This is a genomic window from Comamonas squillarum (assembly GCF_025309455.1).
In the GTDB taxonomy this organism is placed as follows: domain Bacteria; phylum Pseudomonadota; class Gammaproteobacteria; order Burkholderiales; family Burkholderiaceae_C; genus Comamonas; species Comamonas squillarum.
Genome location: NZ_CP104377.1, coordinates 3,332,138 through 3,344,121 on the forward strand (window position 1 = coordinate 3,332,138; position 11,984 = coordinate 3,344,121).

Sequence of the window (11,984 nt, forward strand, 5' to 3'; positions counted from 1 at the left end):
CGAATTTTGCGACTGTATTCCCCGGCCCGGGCTGGACAATTTGGGCATGGAAATCTACCTCGACGCCAACGCCACCACCCCCGTTCTCCCCCAAGCCCGCGCCGCCGCCCTGGCGGTGATGGCCGATGCCTACGGCAACCCCAGCAGCATCCATGGCAGCGGCCTCAAGGCCCGCGCGCTGCTCGACGAAGCACGTGCCGCCGCGCGCCAGGTGCTGGGCGTGCCCAGCGGCCAGCTGCTGTTCACCAGCGGTGCGACCGAGGGCATCCAGACCGCCGTGCTGTCGGCGCTGAGCGCCCTGCGCCAGCGCCGCGAGGCCGGCGACAGCACTGTGCTGCAGCTGCTCTATGGCGCGACCGAGCACAAGGCCGTGCCCGAGGCCCTCAAGCACTGGAACGCCGTACTCGGCCTGCACCTGCCGATTGCCGCCATCCCCGTGGGCCGCGATGGCCGCCATGACCTGGCCTGGCTGCGCGCGCAGGCACCCTCGGCCGGCCTGGTGTGCACGATGGCCGCCAACAACGAAACCGGCGTCATCAGCGACCTGGACGGCATTGCCGATGCGCTGCGCGGCAGCCCGGCGCTGTGGCTGGTCGATGGCGTGCAGGCGCTGGGCAAGCTGGCGCTCAAGCCGGTAGAGCGCGGCATCGACTACGCGCCGTTCTCCGGCCACAAGCTCTATGCCCCCAAGGGCGTGGGCATGCTCTATGTGCGTGAGGGCGCGCCCTTTACCCCGCTGCTGGCCGGCGGCGGGCAGGAAGGCGCGCTGCGCGCCGGCACCGAGAACATGGCCGGCATTGCCGCGCTGGGCGCCGTGCTGCGCGCGCTGCAGGACGGCAGCAGCTTTGCCAGCGCCGCCACGATGGCGGGCCACCGCAGCCAGCTCGAAGCCGCACTGCGCGAGGCCTTTGCCGGCCTGGTGTTCAATGCGCCGCCCGCGCTGTGCCTGCCCACCACGTTGAATTTTGCCGTGCCGGGCCTCAGCGCCAAGCTGCTGCTCGATCTGTTTGACGCTGCCGGCCTGCGGGTGAGTGGCGGCTCGGCCTGCAGTGCCAGCAAGGCGCAGCCCAGCTATGTGCTCGAGGCCATGGGCCTGCCCGCCTGGCAGACGGCTGCTGCGGTGCGCATGTCCTTTGGCGCGGCCGACCCGGCCGAGATGATCGCCGAGGCCTGCCAGCGCATCCGCGCCTGCGGCGCGGCACTGCGCGCGAACTGTCTGGTGGAAGCGCCTGAGGACACCGCCCATGGCACAGCCCCGCTGCTGACGCGCTTTGTCGTTGACGGCGCCTGCTGCTACCTGCTGGCCGATGCTGCCAGCCAGCGCTGTGTGGTCGTCGATCCGCTGCCCGAGCTGGTCGAGCGCCTGGCGCAATGGCTGCGCTGCCGGGGCTTTACCCTGGCGGCCGTGCTCGATACCCACAGCCATGGCGACCATGCCTCATCGGCGGCCGAGCTGCGCGCTGCCGTTCCCGCTGCGCTGCAGGCCACGGGCGCGGTCGATGCGCTGGGCTGGCCCCAAGGCGCCACGCAGATCACGCTGGGCGCCTACCGCTTAAGCCGCCTGGCGCTGCCCGGCCACACCGAAGACTCCACCGCCTACCTGCTGCATGAAGGCACTCAGCTGCAGCTGGCACTGGTGGGCGATACCGTGCTGCCCGGCGCGCTGGGCCGCAGCGATTTTGTGCAGAGCGCGCCGCTCGCCTATGCGGACAGCCTGCGCCTGTTGGCCCGGGCCGTGGGCCCGCAAACCTTGCTGCTGCCCGGCCATGACTATGACAACCGCTTTGCCTGCACCTTGGCCGTTGAAGCTGCAGCCCAGCCGCTGCTGGCCGGCGTGCTGCAAGGCCAGCTCGATGCCGCCGCCTTTGCCGCTGCCAAGGCCGCGCTGGAGCAGGACCTGGCCCCCACCGCCTACCAGACAATGGCCTGCGGCGCCCGCGTCGATGCCGCCACGCCCGCCGTGTGTGTGGAGCTGCCCGTGGCCCGTGCCCAGGCGCTGCAGCAGGCGGGCAGCGCCGCGCTGCTGGTGGATGTGCGCGAGCCCTATGAACAGCAGCTGGGCCAGGCGCCTGGCCTGGACGATGGCGCCAGCAGCCAGGCCGTGCCGCTGTCGGGCCTGCTCAATGCGCTGCCGCAGTGGCTGGCCTTGCCGGCCGATACCCCCGTGGTGTTTTACTGCCGCAGCGGCAACCGCAGCGCCCAGGCCGCCCATGCATTGCGCCGGCTGGGCCACCAACAGGCCTTCAGCGTGGCCGGCGGCCTGGCGCTGTGGCCAGAGCGCGCCACGGCATCCGTCTGAGAACGCATTTCAACCGCCAGCACGGCGCATAAAAAAAGGCCGGCCGGGTTGTGCACCCGTCCGGCCCCCCAAGGAGTATCCGCAAGAATCAACGTCCGTAGGCCGCTTCGCCGTGGGAGGTGATGTCCAGGCCTTCGCGTTCCGCTTCTTCCGTCACACGCAGACCACCGGTCAGCAAACCTGCCACCTTGTACGAGATCCAGGCCACCACACCCGACCACACGATGGTGATCAGCACGCCCTTGGTCTGCACCCAGATCTGGTGGGCCATGTTGTAGCCTTCTGGCTCGACACCGCCGAGGCTGGAGGCGCAGAACACACCGGTCAGGATGGCACCCAGGATACCGCCCACGCCGTGCACACCAAAGACGTCGCAGGTGTCATCGACCTTGAGCAGCCGCTTGAGACCGGACACACCCCACAGGCACAGAGCACCGGCGAGCAGACCCATCACGATGGCACCCATGGGGCCGACAAAACCGGCGGCTGGGGTGATGACCACCAGGCCACCAACGGCACCCGAAGCGGCACCCAGCATCGAGGGCTTGCCCTTGTGCAGCGTCTCGCACACCAACCAGCTCACGCAGGCTGCGCCGGTGGCCACGATGGTGTTGATGAAGGCCAGGCCCGCAATACCGTTGGCAGCACCTGCCGAGCCGGCGTTGAAGCCGAACCAGCCCACCCACAGCAGCGATGCGCCCACCATGGTCAAGGTCAGGTTGTGCGGAGCCAGCGCTTCGCGGCCAAAGCCCAGGCGCTTGCCCAGCACATAGGAGCCCACCAGACCGGCCACACCGGCGTTGATGTGCACAACGGTGCCGCCGGCAAAGTCCAGCGCGCCATCCTTGCCCAGCAGACCACCGCCCCAGACCATGTGGGCAATCGGCAGGTAGCTGAAGGTGAACCACAGCACGGCGAAGATCATCACGGCCGCAAACTTGATGCGCTCGGCAAAGGCACCGACGATCAGCGCCACGGTGATGGCGGCGAACGTGGCCTGGAACGAGACGAACACATACTCCGGCACAGTCGCCATCGCACCCGACAAGGTATCGGGCGTGATGCCCATCAGGAACACCTTGCCGAAGTCGCCAAAGAAGTTGCCTTCACCGGAGAAGGTCAGCGAGTAGCCGTAGATGGTCCACAGCACAGTGATCAGCGAGAAGATCGTGAACACCTGGGCCAGCACCGACAGCATGTTCTTGCTGCGCACCAGACCGCCATAGAACAGCGCCAGACCCGGGATGACCATCAGGATCACCAGCATGGTCGAGGTCATGATCCAGGCGGTATCGCCTGCATTCAGAACGGGAGCTGCCGCATCGGCCGCAGCCGCGTTGCCCGCAGTGGCCAGTGCCACTGCCGCCAGCCCTGCCAAGGAAAGAAGTCGTCTCATGTTGTTCACACCTTCAAGATAAATTGGCTTGTTGCGCGCGCCTTGCCAGCGCGGAGCGCTGTTTTTTAGATCGCGTTCGGGCCGGTTTCGCCGGTACGGATACGCACCACCTGCTCCAGCGGCGAGACAAAGATCTTGCCGTCGCCGATCTTGCCGGTGCGCGCTGCGTTCTCGATGGCCTCGATCACCCGGTCCACCAGGTCCTCGGCCACCGCAATCTCCAGCTTCACCTTGGGCAGGAAGTCCACCACGTACTCGGCGCCTCGGTACAGCTCGGTATGGCCCTTCTGACGGCCAAAGCCCTTGACCTCGCTCACCGTGATGCCTTGCACCCCAATATCGGACAGCGCCTCACGCACTTCATCGAGCTTGAAGGGCTTGATCACCGCCACTACCAGTTTCATGTTCATAGTCTCTCCTGTCGTCACTTATTGCAGCGGCGCTGCGTCAAAAAGCCTTGGTCAGCGATACGATCGCGCGACCCTTGTTCACAAAGCCAAAGGCACCCGTCTTGTTGGCGCCCACCCAGGCAGCGCTCAGCGAGAAGCCATCACCCAGGTCATAGGCACCGCCCACGCTGTAGTCCAGGTAGTTGGGCACGCCCAGGTCCTTGATGTCGCTGGAAAAGCGCGTATAGCCCACGGCCAGCTTCAAGGTCGTCTTGGGCGCCACTTCCTGGGCGAATGCCACATTCAGGTAACCGGTGTTGCGGCCCTTGTACGTGCTGTCGTACTTGGTGCCGGCCCAGCCAAAGTAATCCTTCGACACGGTGTGCGAGTACTTCACGGTCACGGGACCGTAGGTGCCCGAGCCATACAGTTCGGTGGTGTTGCCCAGCGTGTTGCCGGGGTAGACATAGGTCAGCAGACCCACATCCCAATCCACATCAGCGGCCTTGAACTTGTAGCCACCGTAGAAATCCATCTCCAGCTTGTTGTTGTCGAGCCAGTCGACGGTGGAGTTCCAGTTCCCCACATAAAAGCCGCTGTCGCCAAAGGCGTAGTCGACCCCTCCCTGGAGTGCGGGCTTGACCCATTGGGCACTAGAGGACTTCTGGTCCTGACCGCGGAACTTGTAGTTCGTGGTCACGCTCACATTGGCGGTCAGCTGCGCGCTTGCCACCATTGGCAGCGCCAGGAACGCTGCACCCGCCACCACCATCCAGCCTCTGTTGCTCATTGCCATTGCCACACTCCTTGTTGATGAATTCGACCCATCCGTTTGTGGCAAGCACAATGCACAGAGCGTGCCAAACCCAGCGCTACCCGCTGCGTTGCGCGCACCAGACAAGCGCAGCGCGCTATATTTTTTTGCAAATGCTTACGTTCTGAGCCGCCACAGGGCGGCCGGGGGCGCGGGATGGCAGGCCGGCGCCGCCGCCACGCCTTCCCCGGGCTGTCGCCACTTGTTGCTGCCAGCGACTTTTGCGATGCTGGTGGCAGCCGTGCCTCCAAGAGGTGCTTCGCAATGCACCAAAAAGGTGCAAAACAACAAGGAAGCCCGCCCATGAGTCTCGCCGTGGTGCACAGCCGGGCCCTGGTCGGGCTCACCGGCCATCCCGTCAGCGTCGAAGTCCATCTGGCCAATGGCCTGCCCAGCTTTACCCTGGTCGGCCTGGCCGATCTGGAAGTGAAGGAAGCGCGTGAGCGTGTGCGCTCAGCGCTGCAAAACAGCGGGCTGGAGTTTCCGCACAACAAACGCATCACCGTCAACCTGGCACCGGCCGATCTGCCCAAGGAGTCGGGCCGCTACGACCTGGCCATCGCGGTCGGCATTCTGGCGGCCAGCGGCGCTATCGATGCGGACCGGCTCAAGGACTATGAATTTGCCGGCGAGCTGTCGCTGTCGGGTGCATTGCGCCCGGTGCGCGGCGCGCTGGCCGCCAGCATGGACCTGCACCAGCGCGGCCAGCAGGTGCGCCAGGTGCTGCCCCCGGGCAGTGCAGAGGATGCCGCCCTGGTGCCCGATGCCGAGGTCTACCGCGCCAGCCACCTGCTGGACGTGGTGCAGCACTTTGCGCCCCAGGCCGCCAGCGCCGAGCCCGATGCAGCGCCCAGCCAGTGGCAGCGCATGCCCGCCCAGCCCCGCCCGCCCGAGGCCCCCGGCGCCGACATGGCCGATGTCAAAGGCCAGGCGGCCAGCAAGCGGGTGCTGGAGATCGCTGCCGCAGGCGGCCACAACCTGCTGATGCTGGGCGCACCGGGCGCTGGCAAATCGATGCTGGCCCAGCGCTTTGCCGGCCTGCTGCCGCCCTTGAGCGTGGCCGAGGCGCTGGAGAACGCCGCCGTGCACAGCCTGGTCGGCAGCTTTGATGCCCAGCGCTGGGGCCAGCGCAGCACGATGGCGCCGCACCACACCGCCAGCGCCGTGGCCCTGGTGGGCGGCGGCAGTCCGCCCCGGCCCGGTGCGATATCGCTGGCCCATTGCGGCGTGCTGTTTTTGGACGAACTGCCCGAGTTCCCGCGCAGCGCGCTCGAAGCACTGCGCGAGCCGCTGGAGACCGGCCAGATCAGCATCGCCCGCGCCGCGCAGCAGGCCACCTTTCCCGCCCGCTTCCAACTGATTGCCGCGATGAACCCCTGCCCCTGCGGTTTTCGGGGCTCGCGCCAGCGCGCCTGCCGCTGCTCGCCCGACCAGGTCAGCCGCTACCAGGCCCGCATCAGCGGCCCCTTGCTCGACCGCATTGACCTGCACCTGGAAGTCAGCCCCCTGCCCGCCGATGAGCTGCTGACCGCCCCGGCCGGCGAATCGACCGCCACCATCCGCGAGCGGGTGACCGCCGCCCGCGCCCGGTCACTGCAGCGCCAGGGCATGCTCAACCAGCAGCTGCAAGGCCAGGCGCTCGACGATTACTGCCATGCCGAGCCCGCTGCGCTGCAGCTGCTGCAAACCGCCGCCGCCCAGCTGGCCTGGTCGGCACGCGGCATCCATCGCAGCTTGCGTGTGGCGCGCTCGATTGCGGATCTCGCGCAGTCGGAGACCATCAGCCCGGCCCATGTGGCCGAGGCGGTGCAGTACCGGCGGGCGCTGCTGGGCAGCAGCGGCATGTAGGCAGCACATGCACGCGGGCAGCGCTGCCGCATGTCCACCCTTATGCAGAAAACGCGTTTAGTAAGTCAGAAAAATTAGTTCCTCCCGCAACGCTGACTTCGCACAATCCCCCTTTTGCGCCGCGCAGCCCTGCTGCGAACGGCGGTTTTTTGAAAGCGGATATGGGCGTGAGCAAATTGGGTCAGTGGCGGGTGTTGGGCGTGGCGGCAGCGTCGCTTTGTGTGGTGGCCGGTGCCAGTGCGGCAGGTGCAGCCAGTGCCCCCAGCGGCGCCCCCATCCGTATCGGCTTGCTGGCCCCGCTGACCGGATCGGGTGGCGCCTATGGCAAGGAAGAGGAAACGGCGGCCAAGGCAGCCGCAGCCCATATCAATGCACATGGCGGTGTGCTGGGCCGTCCGCTGGAGATCGTCGTCGCCGATGACGAGACCACGCCCACAGCCGGCGTGTCGGCCGCGCGCAAACTGATTGATGTGGATGGCGTAGTAGCGATCACCGGCGTGTGGAGCAGCGCGGTGGCGCTGGCCGTGCGCCCGGTGGCACTCGAGAAGAGTGTTGCGCTGCTGCCCGTGGGCTCGGCCGATGAGCTGACCGAGGGCGACAACAAGGGCCTGGTCTGGCGCTTCCAGACCAATGGCAAGAACTGGGGCCAGGCCTTTGCCAATGTGGCCTACAAGGATGGCCCGAGGACCGCCTCCATCCTGGTGCTGCAGACGCCCTTCACGCTCAGCACCGTCAAGCCCTTTGCCGAGCGCTTTGCGCAGCAAGGCGGCAAGGTGCTTGACACCCTCTACTTCAACCCCAACCAGCCCTCGTACCGGGCCGAGGTGGAAAAGATCTTCAGCAAGAAGCCCGATGCGGTCTTCCTGCCCAGCTATATCCCCGAGTTCAGCGCCATCGTGCGCGAGATCTACCGCAGCGGCTACGAAAGCAAGCTCTACACCTTCAGCCATGCGGCCGACAGCGGCGGCAAGTTTGTGCAGAACGTGGGCAAGGCCGCCGCCGAAGGCGTGAACCATGTGCAGGCCACGCCGGTGGGCAACAACGCCAGCTACCAGCTCTACCTCAAGCAAACGCAGCAACCCGAAGGCACCATCGTCGCCTTTGGCGCCAATGTGTTTGACGAGATCAATGTGCTGGCGCTGGCCATCGAAAAAGCCAAGAGCGCCAAGGCGGCCGACTTCAGCAAGGAAATCGCCAATGTGGTCAACACCAAAGGTCCCGATGTGCACGACCCCGTGCAGGGCCTGCAGCTGATTCGCGCAGGCAAGCCTTTCCGCTATTCCGGCGCGACGGCGGACTTCCGCTTTGCGCCCAATGGCGACCAGGTGGACCTGGACTACGGCCACTACCGCGTGCTCAACGGCGTGAGCAAGCTGGTGGGCACCACCAAATGAGCCTGCAGACAGACGATCTGCTCAGGGTTCAGGATGTTCATGTAGGTTTTGGTGAATTCACCGCGCTGGACGGTGCCCACCTGCGCATTGCGCGCGGCGGCATCACCGGCATGGTGGGGCCCAATGGTGCGGGCAAGTCCACCTTGTTCAACGTGCTGGGCGGCCAGCAGGCCCACCAGGGCGGCCGGGTGCTGTTCGACGGCCAGGACATCACGCACTGGTCCGTGCACCGCCGCGCCCAGGCCGGGCTCACCCGCACTTTTCAGATCTCGCGCGAGATGGGCGCGCTCACGGTGCTGGAGAACCTGCTGCTCGCCGCTCCCCAGCAGCCCGGCGAAAAGCTCTGGCATGCGCTGCTGAACACGGCGGCCGCCCGCCAGCACGAAGCCCAGGCGATGGCACAAGCCCAGTCCCTGCTCGAGCGCGTGGGGCTGTGGCGCCTGGCGCATGACCGGGCCGACAGCCTCTCGGGCGGCCAGAAGAAACTGCTGGAGCTGTGCCGCGCGCTGATGCTCAAGCCCCGGCTGGTGCTGCTCGACGAGCCGGCGGCCGGCGTCAACCCGGTGCTGGTCGGCGAGATTGCGGACTTCATCCGCAGCCTGCAGGCCGAAGGCATGAGTTTTGCCATTGTGGAACACAACATGGACATGATTGCCGCGCTGTGCGACCCGGTGTATGTGCTGGCCCAGGGCAAGGTGCTGACCCAGGGCAGCTTTGCCCAGGTGTCTGCCAACGCGCTGGTGGTCGAGGCCTACCTCGGAGGTGTGGCATGAGCGCCGAACTGCGTCTGGACAGCGTCGTGGCCGGCTACGGCGCGCGCGCCGTACTGCATGCCGTGAGTCTGGATGTCGCACCCGGCTCCAGCCTGGTGGTCGTCGGCCCCAATGGCTCGGGCAAATCCACCTTGATGCGCGTCGTGACCGGGCTGATCCGCCCGCAGTCGGGCCGCGTCATCTGGGATGGCCGCGACATCACCGCCCTCGATGCGCCGGGCCGCGCACGCCTGGGGCTGGGCTATGTGCCGCAGGAGGCCAATGTGTTCCGCAACCTCTCGGTGCTGGACAACCTCAAGCTCGGCCATGAGTTCATCGCCAGCGGTGGCGCCAGGGCCTTGCGCGAGCGGCTCGATGCGGTGCTGGCGCTGTTTCCCGAGATCGTCCCCAAGCTGAACGTGGCCGCTGGCTTGCTCAGCGGCGGCCAGCGGCAGATGGTGGCCATGGGCGCGGCGCTGATGCCCTCACCCCGGCTGCTGGCGCTCGATGAGCCCTCGGCGGGCCTGTCGCCGCTGAATGCATCGCGCCTGTTTGACGTGGTGCAGCGCGTGGCGCACACCGGGGTCACCTTGTTCATGATCGAGCAGAACACCCGCCTGGGTCTGGCTGCGGCCGACCAGGGCCTGGTGCTGGTCGCCGGCCAGGTGCGGGCACGCGCGCCCAGCCAGGAGCTGCTGGCCAACGGCCAGCTGCAAAGTCTTTATCTGGGAGCGCACTGATGCTGGCGCAACTCATCTTCAACGGCCTGGTATCGGGCCTGCTCATTGCGTTGCCGGCCTTGTCGCTGGCCTTGATTTTCAGCGTGCTGCGCTTTGCCAACTACGCCATTGGCGCGATGGTGACCACCGGCGCGTACCTGGTCTATGCCTTCAACGGCCCGCTGGGCTGGCCGCTGCCGCTGGCGGTGGCCGCCGGCATGGCGCTCAGCGTTGCGCTTTCGCTGCTGCTCGACCGGCTGGTGTTTGCGCCGCTGCGCGGGCGCTCGGGCGTCACCTTGCTGGTGGCCTCGATCGGCCTGGGCCTGGTGCTGGAGAACCTGGTGCGCCTGGTCGCCGGCAATGCGCCGCGCGGCTTTGGTGTGGAGATTGCCCGGCCCGCGCGCCTGCTCGGCCTGCGCGTCAACCAGGAGCAGCTCATCACCCTGGTCTGCGTGCTGGTGGCGCTGGCGCTCGTGTGGCTGGTGTTCCGCTTCACGCGCCTGGGCCGGGCCATGCAGGCGGTGGCCGACAACCCCGATCTGGCGGACGTGCGCGGCATCTCGCGCAAAAAGGTGACGGCCGCGGTCTGGGCGCTGGCCGCCGCAATGGCGACCTTGTCGGGCGTGCTGATCGGGCTCGATTCGAATGTGGATCCGCAAATGGGTTGGAACTACCTGTTGCCGGTCTTTACCGCAGCCATTCTGGGCGGTATCGGCAGCCCGATGGCGGCAGTGGCGGGGGCGCTGCTGCTGGGCGTGACCGAAGAGCTGGCCACCCTGTTGCTGCCGCCCCACTACCGCACGGTGGTGGCCTTTGGGGTCATGGCCTTGCTGCTGCTGCTGCGCCCGCAGGGTCTCTTTGGTGCCAAGTGGGTGCGCAAATGACAAGCTATCTGATTGCAACCCTGGTGCTGGTGGTCATCGCCACCTTGTCGGGCCTGGCGCTGAACCTGCAGTGGGGCCTGGGTGGCCTGGTTAATTTTGGCCTGTTCGGCTTTTATATGCTGGGCGCCTATGCCTGCAGCCTGCTGCAGATGCAGGGCCTGCCGCCGCTCGCTGCCATGCTGCTGGCGCTGCTGCTGACGGCAGCGGCCAGCGCGCTGGTCAGCTTGATATCCGTACGGCTGAGCGAGGACTACCTGGCCATCGTCACCTTGGGCTTTGCCGAATCGCTGCGGCTCTTTATCAGCTACGAGGAATGGCTGACCCGGGGCACCTTGGGCATCCCCAACATCGTGCGGCCTTTTGCCGAGCTGGTGCCCAGCGCCTGGCGCGACCTGTTCTTTCTGGGCTTTTGCCTGGTCTGGCTGGCGCTGGTGTTTGTGGTGCTGCAGCGCCTGGCGCGCTCGCCCTTTGGCCGCCTGCTGCGCGCCACGCGCGAGGACGCGGGCGTGGCCGAGGCGCTGGGCAAGAACGTGCTCTGGGTGCGGGCGCGCAGCTTTGCGCTGGGCGGCGCCATCCTGGGCATTGCCGGCAGCCTGCACGCCTTCTACTACACCTATATCGACCCGACCCAGTTCAGCACCATCTTGACGGCCTACGCCTTCATGGCTGTGATCCTGGGTGGGCGCGGTAGCCATGCCGGCGTGCTGGTTGCCGGCTTCACGGTGATCCTGCTGCTGGAGGGCAGCCGCATGCTGGCCGGCGTCGTGCCCTGGCTCGATGGCACGCAGCTGGCCGCCATCCGCCTGTCGCTGGTGGGCCTGCTGCTGCTGGCGATGCTGATCTTCAAACCCAACGGCCTGCTGCCGGAGTACCGGCTCGGCCCCCGCTCTCAAGGAAAATAGCCATGTCCCGAATCACCCGCAAATCCCGCGACGACCTGCCCGCCGCAGAGCAGCCGCTGTGGGACCGCATGCTGGCCGCTGGCGACTTTGCCGACCAGGCCGGCGTCATGGCGCAGCGCCTGCCGATCTTCTCGCAGACCTGGGCGCTGCTGCTGCAGCTGGGCCAGGAAGCGGTGCTGCCCAGGCGCTACACCGAGCTGGCCATCGTCACCGTCTCGCTGCTCAATGCATGCGAGTACTGCATCGACCACCATGGGCCCAAGCTGCTCGTCGAAGGCCTGTCGGCCGAAGGCGTGCGGACCTTGCTGGACTATGCCAGCCACCCTGAACTGAACGAGGTGGACCGCCTGGTGGTGGAGTACGCGATCGCCGTGACCCGCAACTGGAGCCAGACGCGCGACGAAATCTTTGCGCGCCTGCACCAGCATTTCAGCGAAGCGCAGATTGTGGAGCTGACCTGGCGCACCGCGCTGTGCGGCGCCTTCAACCGCTTCAACGACATTCTGCAGGTGCAGACCGCGCCATTGGCCACCCCGGCAGCCAGCGAGGCGGCGGCGCAGGTCTAAGGGCAGAGGCACCGTGATGGA

Annotated in this window: 11 protein-coding genes; 8 read left to right on the plus strand and 3 right to left on the minus strand. The window is 66.9% G+C overall.

The genetic code is table 11. The features are described 5' to 3' along the window. Positions 1-46 precede the first annotated feature (46 nt). Positions 47-2,299, plus strand: coding sequence for an aminotransferase class V-fold PLP-dependent enzyme (locus tag N4T19_RS15540; protein ID WP_182344136.1), 2,253 nt, complete (start codon positions 47-49; stop codon positions 2,297-2,299). Between the two features lie 88 nt (positions 2,300-2,387). Here N4T19_RS15540 and N4T19_RS15545 read toward each other — a convergent pair whose 3' ends face one another. The 3 genes from N4T19_RS15545 to N4T19_RS15555 all read right to left on the minus strand — a co-directional run bounded on the left by N4T19_RS15545 (position 2,388) and on the right by N4T19_RS15555 (position 4,874). Further along, on the minus strand, positions 2,388-3,695 hold the full coding sequence (locus N4T19_RS15545; RefSeq protein WP_043338911.1) for an ammonium transporter: 1,308 nt from the start codon (positions 3,693-3,695) through the stop codon (positions 2,388-2,390). A 65-nt stretch (positions 3,696-3,760) separates the two neighbouring features. After that, on the minus strand, positions 3,761-4,099 hold the full coding sequence (gene glnK / locus N4T19_RS15550) for a P-II family nitrogen regulator (RefSeq protein ID WP_027010591.1): 339 nt from the start codon (positions 4,097-4,099) through the stop codon (positions 3,761-3,763). A 43-nt stretch (positions 4,100-4,142) separates the two neighbouring features. After that, the gene (locus tag N4T19_RS15555; RefSeq protein WP_116927585.1) at positions 4,143-4,874 is read right to left on the minus strand and encodes a TorF family putative porin; all 732 of its coding nucleotides are present in this window, start codon (positions 4,872-4,874) and stop codon (positions 4,143-4,145) included. Between the two features lie 327 nt (positions 4,875-5,201). On the opposite strand from N4T19_RS15555, the gene N4T19_RS15560 reads away from it, so the two are divergent. The 7 genes from N4T19_RS15560 (at position 5,202) to N4T19_RS15590 (ending at position 11,963) form a co-directional block, all read left to right on the plus strand. Continuing rightward, positions 5,202-6,746 (plus strand): YifB family Mg chelatase-like AAA ATPase, encoded by a 1,545-nt coding sequence (locus tag N4T19_RS15560; protein ID WP_116927586.1) that lies wholly within the window; start codon positions 5,202-5,204, stop codon positions 6,744-6,746. 167 nt (positions 6,747-6,913) lie between these two features. Continuing rightward, positions 6,914-8,140: an ABC transporter substrate-binding protein gene (locus N4T19_RS15565; RefSeq protein ID WP_260718476.1), complete on the plus strand. Its 1,227-nt coding sequence runs from the start codon at positions 6,914-6,916 to the stop codon at positions 8,138-8,140. Further along, positions 8,137-8,913, plus strand: coding sequence for an ABC transporter ATP-binding protein (locus N4T19_RS15570; protein WP_116927588.1), 777 nt, complete (start codon positions 8,137-8,139; stop codon positions 8,911-8,913). Before N4T19_RS15565 ends, N4T19_RS15570 begins: the two co-directional genes overlap by 4 nt. Next, positions 8,910-9,632 (plus strand): ABC transporter ATP-binding protein, encoded by a 723-nt coding sequence (locus tag N4T19_RS15575; protein WP_260718477.1) that lies wholly within the window; start codon positions 8,910-8,912, stop codon positions 9,630-9,632. The genes N4T19_RS15570 and N4T19_RS15575 overlap by 4 nt, the downstream gene beginning before the upstream one ends. Beyond that, positions 9,632-10,495: a branched-chain amino acid ABC transporter permease gene (locus N4T19_RS15580; RefSeq protein WP_232539479.1), complete on the plus strand. Its 864-nt coding sequence runs from the start codon at positions 9,632-9,634 to the stop codon at positions 10,493-10,495. The genes N4T19_RS15575 and N4T19_RS15580 overlap by 1 nt, the downstream gene beginning before the upstream one ends. Beyond that, complete coding sequence (locus N4T19_RS15585) at positions 10,492-11,397, plus strand: branched-chain amino acid ABC transporter permease (protein ID WP_116927590.1); 906 nt, start codon at positions 10,492-10,494, stop codon at positions 11,395-11,397. The genes N4T19_RS15580 and N4T19_RS15585 overlap by 4 nt, the downstream gene beginning before the upstream one ends. Positions 11,398-11,399: 2 nt before the next feature. Then, positions 11,400-11,963: a carboxymuconolactone decarboxylase family protein gene (locus N4T19_RS15590; protein ID WP_260718478.1), complete on the plus strand. Its 564-nt coding sequence runs from the start codon at positions 11,400-11,402 to the stop codon at positions 11,961-11,963. Positions 11,964-11,984 lie beyond the last annotated feature (21 nt).